Source organism: Lentzea flava (assembly GCF_014648475.1).
Classification (GTDB): domain Bacteria; phylum Actinomycetota; class Actinomycetes; order Mycobacteriales; family Pseudonocardiaceae; genus Lentzea; species Lentzea flava.
Genome location: NZ_BMRE01000008.1, coordinates 1 through 15,425 on the forward strand (window position 1 = coordinate 1; position 15,425 = coordinate 15,425).

At 70.3% G+C, this 15,425-nt stretch carries 15 protein-coding genes; 8 read left to right on the plus strand and 7 right to left on the minus strand.

The genetic code is table 11. From position 1 onward, the window contains the following. Positions 1-121 precede the first annotated feature (121 nt). The gene (locus IEZ09_RS12565; protein WP_189253829.1) at positions 122-3,553 is read left to right on the plus strand and encodes a hypothetical protein; all 3,432 of its coding nucleotides are present in this window, start codon (positions 122-124) and stop codon (positions 3,551-3,553) included. Further along, entirely contained in the window at positions 3,547-3,960 is a 414-nt protein-coding gene (locus tag IEZ09_RS12570) for a hypothetical protein (RefSeq protein WP_189253830.1), read from the plus strand. Before IEZ09_RS12565 ends, IEZ09_RS12570 begins: the two co-directional genes overlap by 7 nt. Before the next feature lie 38 nt (positions 3,961-3,998). Here the strand turns inward: IEZ09_RS12570 and IEZ09_RS12575 are convergent, their stop codons facing one another. Beyond that, positions 3,999-4,340 (minus strand): STAS domain-containing protein, encoded by a 342-nt coding sequence (locus IEZ09_RS12575; RefSeq protein WP_189253831.1) that lies wholly within the window; start codon positions 4,338-4,340, stop codon positions 3,999-4,001. Between the two features lie 65 nt (positions 4,341-4,405). After that, positions 4,406-4,846 (minus strand): DUF3592 domain-containing protein, encoded by a 441-nt coding sequence (locus tag IEZ09_RS12580; RefSeq protein WP_189253832.1) that lies wholly within the window; start codon positions 4,844-4,846, stop codon positions 4,406-4,408. A gap of 129 nt (positions 4,847-4,975) precedes the next feature. Between IEZ09_RS12580 and IEZ09_RS47425 the strand changes: the two genes are divergently transcribed. The 3 genes from IEZ09_RS47425 to IEZ09_RS12595 are packed head-to-tail and all read left to right on the plus strand — an operon-like array spanning position 4,976 to position 7,220. After that, positions 4,976-5,515: a hypothetical protein gene (locus IEZ09_RS47425; protein ID WP_189253833.1), complete on the plus strand. Its 540-nt coding sequence runs from the start codon at positions 4,976-4,978 to the stop codon at positions 5,513-5,515. A gap of 5 nt (positions 5,516-5,520) precedes the next feature. Further along, positions 5,521-6,600, plus strand: coding sequence for a sensor histidine kinase (locus IEZ09_RS12590; protein WP_189253834.1), 1,080 nt, complete (start codon positions 5,521-5,523; stop codon positions 6,598-6,600). Continuing rightward, positions 6,594-7,220, plus strand: coding sequence for a response regulator (locus tag IEZ09_RS12595; protein WP_189253835.1), 627 nt, complete (start codon positions 6,594-6,596; stop codon positions 7,218-7,220). Before IEZ09_RS12590 ends, IEZ09_RS12595 begins: the two co-directional genes overlap by 7 nt. Position 7,221: 1 nt before the next feature. On the opposite strand, the gene IEZ09_RS12600 is transcribed toward IEZ09_RS12595, so the two are convergent. Further along, entirely contained in the window at positions 7,222-8,580 is a 1,359-nt protein-coding gene (locus IEZ09_RS12600; protein WP_229812490.1) for an amidohydrolase family protein, read from the minus strand. Between the two features lie 180 nt (positions 8,581-8,760). Between IEZ09_RS12600 and IEZ09_RS12605 the strand changes: the two genes are divergently transcribed. Beyond that, entirely contained in the window at positions 8,761-9,981 is a 1,221-nt protein-coding gene (locus IEZ09_RS12605) for an extracellular catalytic domain type 2 short-chain-length polyhydroxyalkanoate depolymerase (protein ID WP_189253836.1), read from the plus strand. A 1-nt stretch (position 9,982) separates the two neighbouring features. Here IEZ09_RS12605 and IEZ09_RS12610 read toward each other — a convergent pair whose 3' ends face one another. From IEZ09_RS12610 to IEZ09_RS12620, 3 genes are all read right to left on the minus strand, one after another. Next, positions 9,983-10,174: a hypothetical protein gene (locus IEZ09_RS12610; RefSeq protein WP_189253837.1), complete on the minus strand. Its 192-nt coding sequence runs from the start codon at positions 10,172-10,174 to the stop codon at positions 9,983-9,985. A gap of 152 nt (positions 10,175-10,326) precedes the next feature. Further along, entirely contained in the window at positions 10,327-10,677 is a 351-nt protein-coding gene (locus IEZ09_RS12615; RefSeq protein WP_189253838.1) for a hypothetical protein, read from the minus strand. A 15-nt stretch (positions 10,678-10,692) separates the two neighbouring features. Beyond that, the gene (locus IEZ09_RS12620; protein WP_189253963.1) at positions 10,693-11,004 is read right to left on the minus strand and encodes an RNA polymerase sigma factor; all 312 of its coding nucleotides are present in this window, start codon (positions 11,002-11,004) and stop codon (positions 10,693-10,695) included. A gap of 264 nt (positions 11,005-11,268) precedes the next feature. Here IEZ09_RS12620 and IEZ09_RS47430 point away from each other — a divergent pair, with 264 nt between their 5' ends. Together IEZ09_RS47430 and IEZ09_RS12625 are read left to right on the plus strand one after the other, a co-directional pair. Further along, positions 11,269-11,391 (plus strand): hypothetical protein, encoded by a 123-nt coding sequence (locus tag IEZ09_RS47430; RefSeq protein WP_268247619.1) that lies wholly within the window; start codon positions 11,269-11,271, stop codon positions 11,389-11,391. 38 nt (positions 11,392-11,429) lie between these two features. Next, positions 11,430-12,815 carry a toll/interleukin-1 receptor domain-containing protein gene (locus tag IEZ09_RS12625; protein ID WP_189253839.1) on the plus strand — a complete coding sequence of 462 codons (1,386 nt, stop codon included), beginning with the start codon at positions 11,430-11,432 and terminating at the stop codon, positions 12,813-12,815. Positions 12,816-12,818: 3 nt separating this feature from the next. On the opposite strand, the gene IEZ09_RS12630 is transcribed toward IEZ09_RS12625, so the two are convergent. Next, the gene (locus tag IEZ09_RS12630) at positions 12,819-15,425 is read right to left on the minus strand and encodes a PKD domain-containing protein (protein WP_189253840.1); all 2,607 of its coding nucleotides are present in this window, start codon (positions 15,423-15,425) and stop codon (positions 12,819-12,821) included.

Below are 15,425 nucleotides of genomic sequence, written 5' to 3' on the forward strand. Positions count from 1 at the left end.
CCAGGGTGTGTCACTTGCTCCGCGACACGAACTGTGTCAACTCAGCTGAGACTGAAGACTCGATCCGACCGGCCACCACTACCTCTCCGCTGCCCTCACCGATCTGCCGACCGAGGTCGACGTGCTGGTCGACCTGCCGGCGCGGCACCTGGACGGCACGTCGTCGGCACCGCTCGGCACGATCGCCGCGGTCGCACGGGTTCCGTTCGCCGGCCGCGACTTCCTCGCGATCGGTGAGCTCACCGGTGTTCCCGCGCGGTTCGACGCCGACTTCGGCGACGGCCTCATGAGGTTCCGCGGCCTGTCCGGCGCGCTCGGCGCGGCGCGGTTCTCCGTCACGAACCACGGCGGCGCGACCATGCCCGCGGGACAACACGTTTCCGCGCACTACCGCCAGGTCACCGGCGACTTCGACGGCAGCGTCAGCATTCGCAACCTGACCCTCGCCGAGTACGCCCGCGGCCCGGCGAAGCAGGTGGCGAACCTGCAGCTGAACACCGACGGCCAGCCGGTGTTCGTCGACGCCGACGTCGTGCTCGCCGCGAACGGTGCCGATGACACCCGCCTCGCGGTGACCTCGCGCATCGACCACCTGCCGACGAACCTCACGCTCACGATCGATCTCGCCGACGGCAAGCTCACCTACACCGGTGACAAGTCGATCGGCCTGCTCGCGGACGTGCACGTCGGCAAGGTCTCCGCGCTGAACGGGCTCGGCGCACCGCTGTTCGAGAACGGCGTGGCGGTCAGGGCGCGCGGCTGTGCCGAGGGCGCCGGCTGCGTGAAGGACGACTCACCGATCTGCACGCTGTTCGGCCGGTGCCTCGGCCTCGTGGGCACCATCCGGCTGCCCGGCCTGCCGACCGCGCTCGCGATCGACCTGGTGGGCAAGGAGATCGAGCTCACCGGGTACACCGCCACCGCGCCGCTCACGGCGTACCTGGAGATCAGCGGTCTGCTGCCGAACCTGCCGAGGCTCGAAGGACAGGTCAGCCTGGACGGCCTTCCGTCCAACGTGGATCTGACCGTCGGCCCGATCACGGTCGACGGCAACCCGGCCCGCGTCGACGTCGGGTACCGCGCGTCGGCACCGCTCGGCGTGTTGCGGGTCGCGGCCGAGGCCGACACGCAGACCTCGTTCGGGACGCTGAGGGCGCGGGCGTCGATCGACAAGCTGCCCGCGACCGTGCACGTCGTCGGCACGTTCGACGCCCGCACGACGCTGGGCGTGCACAACTCGGCTGGAATCAACGAGATCACCGCCGCACTGTCCGGAGTGGACTCCGGCTACCTCTCGGCGTCGGCGAACGGTGTGCCCGCGGACCTCGACGTGGTGGTGGACGCACCGGCGAAGCACTTCGAGTCGTCGGCGTCCGCCGCGCTCGGCGGCATCACGTTCCGCGCGGCGAAGGTGCCGTTCGCCGGACGCGAGTACCAGGCGTTCGCACAGGCGCTGGCCATCCCCGCGAAGATGACGGCGGACTGGGCGGACGGCAACTTCCGGTTCCAGGGCACGTCCGGCGCGATCGGGTCGGCGGCCTTCGCGGTCACCAACCACGCGGGCGCGACCGCACCTCGTGGCCAGCACGTCGCCGCGCACTACAACCAGGGCAACGGTGATCTCGACGCCAGCGCCGCGGTCGGCTCGCTGTCGCTGGTCGCGGTGGCGCCGAAGCCCGACGGCGTCGGGTTCGACATGCGTTCCGGTGACGGCACGTTCGCGTTCGACGGCGACTTCCTGCTCGGCGCGGACAACCGGTACACGGCGTTCGGCAAGGTCAGCCTGCCGAGCTCGCTGGACGTGCGTTACGGCGACGGCAAGCTGAGCTACCGCACCGACCGGCCGGTGGGCCTGCTCGCCGAGGCCAGGGTCGGCAAGGTGGCGGCGCTCGACGCGATCGGGCAGGTCCCGCTGTACGCCCACGGCATCGCCGCCGAGGCGAGGTCGTGCACCGGCGCGGGCTGCGCTCGTGACGACGGGCCGATCTGTTCGTTGCTGGGCAAGTGCTTCGGCCTGGTGAGCACGGTGTCGTTGCCGGGCCTGCCCACGGTGGTCGAGGTCGACATGGCGGCCAAGAAGATCGACGTCGTCGGCTACCGGCCGCCCGCCGGCGTGCCGCTCAACGCCTACGTGCGCCTCGACGGCCTGTTCGACGTCGCGCCGTACGCCGCCGCGAAAGCGACCTTGAGCGGCCTGCCGTCGCCGTTCGACCTGCACATCGGCCCGTTCGGGTTCGACCAGACCGATCCCAAGCGGGCGCACGACCTCCAGGTCCAGTACACCGCGTCCGGTGGCATCGCCCTGCTGGAGCTGCGGGCGGAGGCGAACACGACCCAGTACGGGAACCTGCGCGGAGCGGCGGACGTGCACGGCGTGCCGTCGAGCCTGCAGGTGACCGGGGAGTTCGGCGACAACAGCCACGTGCGGGTCGCCGCGAACAGCGCGATCAGCATGGTGAACGCCCACGTGACGGGCATGTACCAGGGTGGGCCGGCGTCCGCGCGGGCCCGGCTCACGGACATCCCGGCCTGTGACGCCGGGCCGAACGCGCCCTGTGTCGACGTCGACATCAAGGGCACCGACAACCAGGGCAACGCGCTCAAGGTGCCGGTGATCACCGTGGTCTCGGCGGAAGCGGGAATGGACGCCGAGGCCTTCGTGCAGGGCAAGTTCGCCGTGGAGAACAACGAGAGCGGTCTGCGCTTCCAGACCAACGACGTGTTCGCGAAGCTCGTCGACCTCGGCGAGAAGGTCACCGTCACCATCGCGGAGAACGACCTCGGCACGTTCAGCACGCGGCTGCAGTCCCAGCCGGGTCCCACCGGCTCGATGCTGGTCGGCGGAGCGTTCGAGCTCAGGCAGAGGGACCCGTTCAAGATCAACGAGTTCGAGCAGGACATCGTGTCCTGCGTCAGCATCCCGATCCTCACGCTGCACGTGAACGACGGCCACATCCAGGCCCCGAACGTGCGCATCGGCGGCGTGTACGTGGTCGTCGACGGGGTGCGCGACATGACGATCCGGCCGGGCAAGGCCTACGTCGCACTCGGCGTCGAGGGCAGCTACGACAGGTTCAGCATGGTCGCGCCGCAGGTGCACGCCCAGCTCGACATGGACCTGAGCCTGCGCATCGAGAAGTTCGACCAGCCGCTGTTCCCGTTGTACAAGTGGGCGTTCAAGACGAACCCCGACGACGTCTACAGTGGACTGCGCTTCCACGTGTTCGACATGAAGAAGCGGACGAACGCCGAGTTCCAGGTCCTGATCGGCCCGGTGCCGGTCGGGGTGTACGCGGACGAGTCGAGCCCAGGCAAGCTGGGCTACCAGATCCCGGCCGACCCGCGCGTCTCCGGCATCACGGTGCTCCCGCCGCCGGACCTGGGCGACCCGAGCACGCGGAAGTTCGTGTTCAGCATGATGGATCCGGGCAGGGTGGTGAACGGTCAGATGCAGTACCTGGACGGCGAGTCCGCTCAGCTGCTCGACATCGCCGTGTCGCGGGCGTTCAGCCCGTTCCCGCCGGAGGGCGAAAGCGGAGGCGGTCCTTGCTGAGGAAGACCCGTGCGGCGGCGCTGGCACTCGTGCTGGCGTCGCCCGCCGCCGTCACCGCGTGCGGTGGCTGCGGCTACAGCTTGAGCGTCGCACCGGTGACGGCGCGGGGTTCGGATCTGAGCCTCACGGCCAGGTTGACCGGTGACGGCCCGGTCGAGGGTGTGAAGATCGAGTTCTCGGCGCTGGGGCCTTCCGGGGTCGTCCTCGGCACGGTCCCGACGGGGGCTGACGGCGTGGCGAAGCTCGAGTCCCGCAACTCGATCGGGCCGGACTCGGTCAACGGGCGTGCGGTGACCGGGTGGACCGAGTACCGGGCCAAGGTGTGGTACCTGCAGGACTCCGACCGGGCGGCTGAGGCGGTGTGCGCCGAGCCCGCGACGGCGTCGTTCCGCTACGAGCCCGGCTAGTGGTGTGGCGCGGCCCATCGCGCTCTGACGGGAGGCGGTCAGCCCGCCAGCGCCTCGGACACCGTGGCGTACAGCTCGATCATCTCGTTCAGCGTCGTCGCCCGCAGCGCCCGCAGCACGCTGCCCGCCGGCGCCACCACCCGCAGCGGTGTGCCCTCGTCGACGCCGCGCGTGTGGTACTCGACCAGCACGGACAGGCCGGACGAGGCGAGGAACGACACGCCGGTCATGTCGAGCACGACCGCTCTGCCCGCCGCCTCGGTGAACACCTCGGCCAGGTGCTCGTGCAGGAGCGGCGCGGTGTAGGAGTCGACCTCGCCGGTGACCCGCAGGATCACCGCGTCGTCGCGCTGTTCGGCCTCCGTCTGCAGTGGTGTCACCCTGCCTCCCGTCGGTCGCCCCCAGCTTGGCAGGGCGGGCGGCCGTTGTCGATCATCGACGCCGGTCAGTCGGACCTCGGTCTGGGTGCCCACGCGATGAGGTTCGCGAACATCGCGCCGAGGATCACGACGCCCAGCATGCCGCCGGCCACCCAGTGGGCCTCGTCGTTGTCGGCCAGCGCGGCGTCGACGACCTTGCCGTTCTCCAGGTCGTAGCGGACCGTCACGCGGTCGCCGGGGTGGCGGGCCGGGCCGTTCTCCGACAGGGTCGCGACCTGCTTCGTGCCGTCCGGGAGCGGGTACTCGACCTTGACCGAGAAGCTCTTGCCCGACCGCAGCCGTTCCTGGACGGTTCCCTCGGCGCTGGCCCAGGACCTCTGGTCGGCCGACGAGCTGATCACGAACGCCAGGCCCGCGATCGCGCCCACCAGCACGATCCCCGCCACGAACCGGCCTGTGCCCGACTTCAGCGATTTCGCCACCACGTCCTCCTTCGCACGAGACATCGCTGCATCGGACCCGAATGTGACAGCGGGGCACGTGCCGATCGGCACCCCTGACGGCATGACCTCCGGCGTCCGAAGTGGCCGGTCGGGACTCGGGAACACGGTGGCCTCGCTCCTAGCGTCGCTTCCGTGACTGACAACTTCTCGTTGAGGTTCGGTGCGGTGTGCGGGGTTCTCCTCGCCCTGTCGATCGGGGTGCCGGGGGCGGTCGAGGCGTTCACCGGGGAGACGGCCGCGACCAGCCTGGTGATCGGGCTCGGGACGGCGTTCGGGGCGCCCGCCGTGGTGGCGTTGCACGGGCGCCAGGCGCACGCGTCGGGGCGGTTCGGGGCGTTCGCCTACGCGGTGAACGTGCTGGGGCTGGGGTTGTTCACCGGGGTGGCGTTCGCGCTCAACGTGGTGATCTTCTTCCAGGACCGGGTGGCGCCGGTGACGTCGGTGGTGCTGAAGGTGGCGTCGCTGGTGTTCGTGCTCGGCACCGTGCTGTTCGGGGTGTCGATGGTGCGGGCGAAGGTGTTCCCGGCGGTTCCGGCGTGGGGGTACGGGATCGGCTTCACGGTGCTGGCGGTGTTCGCGGCGCTGCCGGACACGCCGTGGTCCGCGCTGGCGCACGTCGCGTGTGCGGTGGTGCTGATCTGGCTGTCCGCGGCCCTGTGGCCACTAGCCTGAGCGGCATGCACACCTGGGTTTCGCTGGTGCTGTGCGCCGCGGTGCTGGTCGCCGGGGTGTACGCCGCGGTGCTGGGACTCGGCACCGGCACGCTGCCGCTGCTGGTCGGTGGGCTGGCGGTGCTCGTGACAGTGGACGTGGTCGAGGCCCGCCGTTACCCGGTGCGCACGCCGAAGCCGGTGGCGGCGGCTCTGCTGGCGGTGCGGGCGGCGCTCTACGTTGGTGTGTCCTTTGTGGACGGATCGGGGCTCGCGCGGGTGCTGCTGGTGCTCGTGCCGTTCGCCGCGTACTTCGCTTTCGGGCGAACGGTCGCGGTGTGGCTGGCCGCGGTGTGCCTGGCGGTGGCGGTGGTGAGCACCCCGGAGTGGTACGCCCACGCGGAGCGGGTGTCGGACCTGGTGATGTTCGCCGTCGGGCTGGTGCTCGCGGTCGCGACGGCCGCGGTGGCGGTGCGCGAACGCGACGGGCGGATCCGGTTGCAGGAGTCGCACCGGACGGTGGCGGAGCTGTCGGCGGAGGCGGAACGGGCCAGGGTGGCCAGGGATCTGCACGACGACCTCGGCCACCACCTGACCGCGATCGTGGTGCAGCTGGAGAAGGCCGCCGCGTTCCACGACCGCGAACCGGGCACCGCGAAGGCCGCCGTCCTCGACGCCGAACGGTCGGCGCGGCGGGCGTTGACCGAGGTGCGCGAGTCGGTGCGGTCGCTGCGCTCGTTCCACCTGCTCGCCGCCCTCGACGACCTCGTCGCGGGCCAGGACGACGTCACGCTGACGGTCAGCGGCTCACCGGAAGGCCACGGCACCGGCGCCCTGCACGCGCTGTACCGGGCCGCGCAGGAGGGCATCACCAACTCGCGCAGGCATTCCGGTGCCACGTCCATCGCGGTCGCGGTCGACCTCGACGCCGAGCAGGCCCGGCTGACCGTGGCCGACGACGGACGCGGCATGGGAACGGCGGAGGAGGGCTTCGGGTTGCTGGGGATGCGGGAACGGGTCGCGCTCGCCGGTGGGCGGGTCGACCTCGCCAGCACGTCGTCCGGCACGAGGCTCACCGTCACGATTCCCGCGGCGAGGACGTGGTGACCCGCGTGCTGGTCGTCGACGACCAGCGGCTGATCCGCGAGGGCATCGCGTCGTTGCTGGGCCTGCAGCCCGGCATCGAGGTCGTCGGCACCGCCGCCGACGGGCACGAGGCCGTGGAGCAGGCGGTGCTCCTGACCCCGGACGTGGTCCTGATGGACGTGCGGATGCCGGGGATCGACGGCGTCGAGGCGGTGGCGTTGCTGCGTCGCCGCGCTCCGTCCTGCCGGGTGGTCATGCTGACGACGTTCGACGACGAGGACTACGTGGTGCGGTCGCTGCGTGCGGGCGCGACCGGTTATCTGCTCAAAGACCTGCCGTCCCAGGAGCTGGCGGCGGCGGTCAAGCTGGCCGCGGCGGGCGTGGCCCAGTTCGACCCGGCCGCGGCGGCCCGGCTGGCGGCCGTGCTCGACTCCTCCAGCGGGCACCGCGAACCGTTGACCGTGCGGGAGGTCGAGGTGCTGCGGCTGGTCGCGGCCGGGGCGACGAACCGGGAGATCGCCGGGCGGCTGCACCTGTCGGAGGGCACGGTGAAGAACCACATCTCCCGGATCCTCGGCAGGCTCGGGCTGCGGGACAGGACGCAGGCCGCCCTCTACGCCCAGTCCCACGGGCTGGTGTGACTCAGCGGCCCAGGTACTTGCGCACCCGGTCCGCCGCCGCCTGCGCGTCCGCGATCACGCGGCCGGTGTCGCCGGCGACCTTGCCGTTCTTCTTCAGCGCCACGCCGTTGACGAACACCCACTGCACGTTCACCGGTTGCGTGGTGAAGACCAGCTGGCTCGGCCAGTCCACCTTCGGGGCGAAGTTCAGCGCCTGCGTGTCGATCACCTGCAGGTCCGCCTTCTTGCCAGGGGTCAGCGATCCGATCTCGTTCTCCAGTCCCAACGCTTCCGCGCCGCCGAGGGTCGCCATCCGCAGCACGTCCGCGGGCGTCGGGTAGCGGGCCGCGTCCGTGGACTGCGCCCGTTGCAGGCCAAGGGCTGCGCGCATGTCGTTGAACATGTCGGACGTGTCGTTCGTGCCGCCGTCCAGGCCGATGCCCACCTTCAGGTTGCGGGCCTTCATGTCCGGCACCCTCGCCACGCCGGAAGCCAGGCGCATGTTGGACAACGGGTTGTGCGCGATGCGGACGTCGTGGGCCGCGAGCTCGTCGAGTTCCGCGTCCGTCGCGTGGACGACGTGGTTCGCCAGCAGGCCGGGGCGCAGGGCTCCGGCTCGGCGGAGCACTCCCATCTGGTCGGTGGCCGGGTCCGCTTTGGACTCCAGCAGATGCACGTTCAACGGCACGCCCAGCTCGTCGGCCAGCTTCTGCGACGCCTCGACGTTCGCCACGTTCCAGCTCGCCGGGTGCGTGCCGATCATCAGGTGGGCCAACGGGTTTCGGTCGATCACGTCCCTCTTCACCCGCCGGACCTCCGGCGCGACCCACGAGTCCGCGGTCGCCAGGTAGGCGAAGACGAAGCGCTGCCCGGAGTCCGTCAGCGCCCGCAGGTTGCCGCGGGCGAAGTCCGGGTTGAACGCGTGCGACCAGTCCGTCACCGTCGTCACACCGGTGGAAATAGTGTCCAGTGTGGACAGACGGGCGCCGGCGTACGCGTCGGTGCCGTCCACCGGTGACCCCTGCAGTGGCAGGACGCAGCTGCCGAGCCAGCCGCCCAGCTCCTCGTCCGTCGCGCAGCCGCGGATCAGGGACTGCCACAGATGCGTGTGCAGGTCGACGAATCCGGGCATGACGATCTTGCCCCTGCCGTCGATCACCTTGGCGCCCGTGGCGGTGACTCCCCGCCCGACCGCGGCGATCCGGTCGCCGTCGATCAGCACGTCGGCGTCTTCGAGCGTGCCCAGCGCGGTGTCCATCGTGAGCACCATGGACGCGTTGCGGATCAGCGTCTTCCCCGTCTCGTCGCTCGCGCCGAGGTGGACGAGGAACACGCTGCCGAGGACCAGTGCCAGCGTCAGCGCGAACAGTCGTTTCTCCACACGCGCGACGGTATCGGCAATCGAGCCGTCACCCCTACCACTGTTCCGATCCGGCGCAATGGTGGGACTCGACGTCAGGCGGTGGCCCGAGGTGGAGGTTGCCCACGTGGTCTCGTCCTTTTATCGGCTTCTAGCATCGGTTTCCCTGCATTTCTTGCCTGCAACGGCGGAGGCGAACACATGCGATTGAGGAACGCGCTCCTGGCACTCGCGGCGGCAACGGGCCTGGCCGCGACCGGCTTGTCGATGTCGACGGCGGCGGTTCCGGCACCGCAGCCCGGCACGCTCGGCGGCTACGACATCACCGGCACCTACGTCAGCGGCCTGTCGTCCGGCGGCTTCATGGCCAACCAGCTCCACGTCGCGTACTCGGGCCTGTTCCAGGGCGCGGGCATCTTCTCCGCCGGTGCCTACGACTGCGCCCAGAACAACGTGAACACCGCCCTGTACGCGTGCATGGACACCTACCAGCAACGCAAAACCCCGGCAGAGCTGGAGCAGCTCACCAGGAACCGCGCGGCGGCGGGCACGGTCGACCCGCCGCAGAACCTGTCCGGCGACCCGGTGTGGCTCTTCCACGGCAGCGCCGACGACACGGTCGACCGGGCGGTGAACGACGACCTCGCCACGTACTACCGCGATTTCGGCGCGAGGGTCGTCTACAACAACACTTCCGCGGCAGGGCACGCCTGGGTCAGCCCGATCGGCCCGAACAGCTGCGGTGCCACGTCGTCGCCGTACGTCAACAGGTGCGGGACGACGGATCCGGTGAAGGAGATGCTGGGCCACCTGTTCGGTCAGGTGAACGCGGCCGCCTCGACGTTGTCCGGCAAGCTCGTCCAGTTCGACCAGAGCACGTACGTGCCCGGCGGCAACCCGGCGTCGGTGAGCATGGGACGCGAGGGTTTCGCTTACGTGCCAAGGCCGTGCGAGTCGGGACCCTGCAAGCTGATGGTGACGTTGCACGGCTGCTACCAGTACTACGGCCTCGTCGGAAACGCGTTGATGGACAAGGGTTATCTCAACGAGTACGCCGACACCAACAACATGATCGTGCTCTACCCGCAGGCCACCACGATGACCGGAAACCCGCGCGGCTGCTGGGACTGGTGGGGCTACCAGTCCGCTCAGTACCCGCTCAAGTCCGGCCCGCAGATGACGGCCGTGGTGAACATGGTCAAGGCGATGTCCGGTGCGCGGCCGACCACTCCGCCCACGACGACAACGTCCACTTCGGACTGCGTGACCGCAAGCAACTACGCGCACACCACCGCGGGTCGTGCCTATGCCGTTGCGGGACAGACCTATGCGATGGGCTCGAACCAGGCGCTCGGGTTGTGGAACACCTTCACGAGCAGCAGCATCCGCCAAAGTTCCCCGAACTACTGGGTGAAGTGCTGAGTCAGCCGCGTTTGCGCAGGCGGCGGGCGACGAGCCCGCCGGCCGACGCGGCCAGAACGGCGCCACCCGCGATCGGCTGCACCAGGAAACCGGTCAGCAGCGCCACCACGACCACGGTGCTCAGCAGCACCATTCCGAGCGCCACCATGAGGTCGCGGCGAACCTGCGTCCGCACCATCCATCCGTCGATCACGTCTCGCCAGTCTCGCGGGTTCATGACCTCAACAACGGCCGCACGACCGTGAATCTCAATTACCACAGGTGGGCCGCCGCACCCCACGCGCGACGGCCCACCCGTTATCCCCAGCACGGTTTCGTTTTCCACGATCCACTTTCGAGTGCTGATCAGGTGCGGTTGCCCACCTCGGCGAGGTAGGCGACCGCGTCCTGATCACCCAGGGCCGCCGCACGATGCCACCATGCGCCGGCTTCGGTGTGCTGATCGGTGAATTCCAGCAGTTCGGCGAGACGTCGAGCGCTCCGTGCGTCGCCCAGTTCCGCGCGCTCGCGGCACGCGGACAGCTCCGACGCAGGCCAGTCCCGCGACCAGCTTCCCCCCTCATCAGCGGTGGATTGAGGCATCTCGACCCGGCCAGGACCGTCGAGGGCGTGCATCACGGTCGCCTCGCTGCTGATCGCGGCGACTTCCTGATGCAGTTCCTCGACGTCCCTGGCCAGCAGGTCGTCAAAGCGCATACCTCGTCTCCCTCGCTACTCCTGCTTCGAGGACCACTCACCCAGCCGGTTCTTGGCGCTGGAGAGGTAGGTGCTCACCGTCGCGGCACCGAGGCCCAGCATCTGGGCGATCTCGGCCGTCGTGAACCCCGCGTAGTGGCGCAGGAAGAAGATCTCCTGGTGCCGCTCGGGGAGTTCCCGGAGTGCACGGCCGACGACATCTCGGACCACGACGCCGTTCTCCGTGGGACTTGCCGATCCGCGGGTGCGCACGTCGTCGCGCGGTTCGGAGACGCAGACCTCCCTGCGGTGCTTCTCGACGTGGTCGAGCAGCGCGTTGCGGAAGATCGTCCGAAAAGGTCTTCAGCGCGGCGTCCTGGAGGACGTCCTGAGCCGCGTGATGGTCACCCAGACTGCGGCACGCGTACCGGAAGAAGGGCTCCCAGTACCTGTCCATCACGCGCGTTGCGAACGACGCCCTGTCCTCAGGGCATTGGTGGTGCTTGGTCACCTGGTCACCGCCATGACGCAACGACCTGGATCCCATTGATCCTCCCGGGGCACTCAAAACGAGGCCTGCCTGCCCTAGAGGAACCAGGCAGGCTGAGGACCGTGAACTACGGAACCACCCTGATCAACGGCGCGACGGCAGCGGATCTCAGCCGGATTCCGCCGAATTCACCCGAACGGCCCAGGCCGGTCCTCGCCGCCGGGCAGCCGACCGGCGGTCAGTAGTCTCCAGACCCGAAGCTCACCATGAGAGGGTTTGGGCGATGCCTGGCGTGTTCGTCAACTACCGCACCGGAGACGGTGAATGGGCTGCTGCCCTGGTCAAGCGGGAGTTGGGTGCGCGCTTCGGTGCTGACCAGGTGTTCTACGCGAGCCAGTCGATCCGCCTCGGCGAGGACTTCTCCCGCGAGATCCTGAGCGGGCTGCGCCGGTGCGAGGTGCTGCTCGCGATCATCGGGCCCCGCTGGTCCGGCGCCGTGGACCGGGAGGGCGTCCGAAGACTCGACAAGGCCGACGACTGGGTGCGGCGGGAGATCACCGAGGCCTTCCAGTGCGGGTTGCGGGTCATCCCCGTGCTGATGGACGGCATCGACCCGCTCAGCGAGGCCGACCTGCCCGACGCGTTGAAGCGGCTGGCGCGCTGCCAGTACCTGCGCATCCACCACCGCAGCGACGACCTCGACCTGCCGCGGCTGGTGGACGAGCTGGTCGAGCTGGTGCCGGAGCTCGTCACGGCGAAGGCGGCGCCGGTGGCACGTCCGGAGCGTCCGGCCGAGGGGGAGCTGCGCAGCACCGTCACGGAGTTCCGGCAGGCGCTGGCCGAACCCGTGGGCCAGACGGTGAGCGATCGCGTCCGCGCCGCGGCCGCCTCGGCACTCGACCTGCTGGCGGAGACGCGGTACCCCACCTCCGGTCACCTGGACGAGAACGACCTCCCCGCCGAGCTGGAGAAGCGGCTCACCGGGTACGAGCACGACATGGCGCCACTGCTGCGGCTCGTCGCCATCGGCGTGCGGTCCGGCGATCGGCGGCACGACGACCTGTGGGCCACGCTGGTCGAACGCTTCGTGCGGCCCGCACCGCACCACCGCGGCGCACAGCAGGTGTGGGTCAACGCGTCAGCCTATCCGGCGTTGCTGCTGGTCTACGTCATCGGCGTGGCAGCGGTGGAGGCCGGCCGGGAGGACCTCCTGCACCGGCTGCTCTGCCAGAGCTCGGTCATCGAGGCCGATGGACGGTCCACGCCCGTTCTGCGTCTGCTGGCGTTGCGCAACGTCGTCGACCCACGGCACGCGGCAGCGCTTCCCGCGTGGGGTGGCACGCCCCCGCACCAGGCGTTGAGCGTGCAACTGAGGCAAGTGTTGAGCAGGGTGTTCTTCAACGTCGTCGACGGCAGCGCCTTCGAGTGGGCGTTCGCGGACTACGAGTTCCTGCGCAGCCTGCTGGAACTGCACGACGGCGCGTTCTCCTCGCTCGGCGAGTTCGCGGTGCGGCTCGACCGGGTCGACGACGTGATCTACGAACGCAACCTCGCCCGCCTCAACGCGGACTCGGCCCTGCTGCGGGCCGGAGCGTTCGGCGGCGATCCCGATCGGGTCGCGGCGGCCTGGCGCGAGCTGCGCCAGGCCACCCGTGCCCGCTACTCGTAGCCGTCACTCGAGGTCTTCCAGCAGGACCAGGCTGTAGTACCAGCCGGTGGCCACAGCCAGCACGCCGTGGTTGTACTCGGCCGGTACCGACGCCTCGCCCTGCGCGTTGCTGCCCCAGCCGACCACGGAGCCGTCCGTCTTCAACGCCAGGTTGTGCGTGAAGTGGGTGGAGAACGACGTGACGCCGGCCTTGGCCGCGGGCGGCACCTCGTACTCGTCCCCTGGCTCTTCCGCCGCGGCAGGCCATCCGGGCCTGCCCCAGGAGATCACGGAGCCACCCGGCAGCAGCGCCAGGCTGTGGGCCGTGCCGGCGGCGATCGCGGTGACGCCGCTGCGGGCTTCCTGCGGAACGTCCGACTGACCCGCCCAGTTGGTGCCCCAGGCGATGACGGAGCCGTTCGCCTTCAGCGCCAGGTAGTGGCTGACGCCGGCGGCGATCGCGGTGACGCCGCTCAGCGCCTCCGGCGGAACGGAGAACTCCTCGTCGCCCCAGACGACGACGGATCCGTCCGCCTTCAACGCCATGCTGTGGACGCCGCCGGCGGCGATCGCGATCACGTCGTGCCTGGCCTGCGGCGGAACGGTCGTCTGGCCGTTGCTGTTGTCGCCCCAGGCGATGACAGACCCGTCCGCCTTCAGCGCCAGGTTGTGGTTGTCGCCGGCGGCGATCGCGGTGACGCCGCTGCGGGCTTCCTGTGGAACCTCCAGCTGACCGCCCCAGGCGATGACCGAGCCGTCCGCCTTCAAGGCCAGAGAGTGCTCGTACCCGGCATCGATCGCGACCACACCGCTCGAGGCCGTGTGCGGAACGTCCGTCTGGCCCGTGTTGTTGAGGCCCCAGGCCTTGACCGCACCCCGGGAGACCCTGAGCTGCCGGGACGACTGCGCGGTCCGCGTGCCGCTCGTGACGGTGAGCGAGACGGTGTAGACACCGGGTTCGGCGAACCTGTGGTCGAACTCGGGCGTGTCCGCGGTGATCAGGGGAGTGGTCGTGCCGGGCCTGCTCACGGTCCACCGCCAGCGGTCGAGGCGGCCGGTGGTGTCCGCGCTGAAGTGCACCGACTCGCCGATCACCGGCCGTGGCCGCCGCACGTCGATCCGGGTGATGCCCGGTGGCGCCTCCGCCGGAACCACGGTCACCACCGCTTCCGCCTCCGCGCTGCCCCCGTTGCCGAGGGCCGAGGTGGTACGAACGGTGAAGCTGCCCGGTTGGTGCCAGCGGTGGCGGACGGTGGCGCCGGCCGCCTCCGTTCCGTCGCCGAACGACCAGCGGGTGGTGGCGGTGCCGGCGGGCCGCAGCAGCACGGTCAGTTCGAACTCGTCTCCGACCACACCGCGGTTGCCCGGCCGGACCACGATGGACGCCGTGGTCTCCGGCGCCCGCGGTGGCGGGTTCGCCTGCGGTGTCGAGCTGTTCCGGCCGGGGAGCCCCTGTCCCGGTTGCTGCATCCGGTGGTCGACCTTCGTCGCCTGCGCCAGTGGATCCGGTGCGGGCGTGGCCTCGTCGGCCGTGGGGCCTTCGGTGTACTTGGTGATCGTCTTGACGTCGCCCGCCAGGTCCAGCACCCCGGCGGTGCTGCCGTTCGGGTCGTTGAAGAACACGATGCCGTCCCTGGCGATCAGCTCGAACCGGATCGGCCGGTCGAACAACTGCCGCTGGGCGACCGTCCGCGAGGTGGCGAGATCGACGATCGTGGCCTGCCCGGTGGAGTAGTCGGGCACCACGACGACCCTGCCGACCTCGACCGGGCTGCCGAGCTCCGCACCCGCGGAGCTGACCTGCACGGGTTCGGTGCAGCCGGTGTCGAACGCGCACGAGACCAGTTCGCCCCGGCTGCCGGTCGCGACGAGCACCCCCGCCCGGCCGGCGGATCCCGTGATCACCGTCGTGTCGTCGGTGTGTGCCGCAAGCCGCACCGACCGCGCGACCGCACCGGTCCCGGGGTCGAGCAGCTCGGCCGTGCTGTGCTCGGAATCCACCAGCACCGGCCTGCCACCGGTGATCGCCAGGTGACCGCTGTTCGTCGCGGCGGAACGGGTTCGTCGCTGTCCCCGGTCCAGCCAGACCAGGTCGCCCGTCGTGTCGTCGATCGCCCACACCCGGCCGTGCTCGTCGATCCCGGCGCTGCCCGGCCTGATCGCCTCCGCCAGCCGCTGCGGTTCACCTCGCGGCGCCAGCGTCGCGGGGTCGACCTCGGCTGTCATTCCACTGTGGACGTCGAGCACGTGCAGCGCGTCCGGACCGGGCAGCACGAGCAGCCCGTCGCTCGCGGGGAGCACCGGCACCGGTGGGGTGGCCCGTTCGGTGGCGCTGTCGACGCTGCTCACCCGGCCGGTCTTCCGGTTGAGCACCACGGCCGCGCTGCCCCGTTGGGCTACGGTCAGCGCCGTGCCGGCCTCTGCGACCGGCACGTGGGCCGTCACCTCGGCGGCAGCGCCGTCGACCAGGGTCGCTTCGCCGGTCTGGCTGGACGCGAGCCAGACCGTGCCGGAACGCATGCGCACGTGCGAGGTCTCGTAGCCAGGTCCCACCACGAGAACGGCCGCGGCGGTCGCGGTGACGGCGGCGAAGGCGGTCAGGAGCCGGGTACGCCGGGTCAGCGGTGTCAT

What these genes read in the sequence shown, in the direction of transcription:
- IEZ09_RS12580 (WP_189253832.1), bottom strand. Translation starts at nt 4,846, where the DNA reads ATGTCTCGTGCGAAGGAGGACGTGGTGGCGAAATCGCTGAAGTCGGGC.
- IEZ09_RS12590 (WP_189253834.1), top strand. Translation starts at nt 5,521, where the DNA reads ATGCACACCTGGGTTTCGCTGGTGCTGTGCGCCGCGGTGCTGGTCGCC.
- IEZ09_RS12605 (WP_189253836.1), top strand. Translation starts at nt 8,761, where the DNA reads ATGCGATTGAGGAACGCGCTCCTGGCACTCGCGGCGGCAACGGGCCTG.
- IEZ09_RS12615 (WP_189253838.1), bottom strand. Translation starts at nt 10,677, where the DNA reads ATGCGCTTTGACGACCTGCTGGCCAGGGACGTCGAGGAACTGCATCAG.
- IEZ09_RS12625 (WP_189253839.1), top strand. Translation starts at nt 11,430, where the DNA reads ATGCCTGGCGTGTTCGTCAACTACCGCACCGGAGACGGTGAATGGGCT.
- IEZ09_RS12630 (WP_189253840.1), bottom strand. Translation starts at nt 15,425, where the DNA reads ATGACACCGCTGACCCGGCGTACCCGGCTCCTGACCGCCTTCGCCGCC.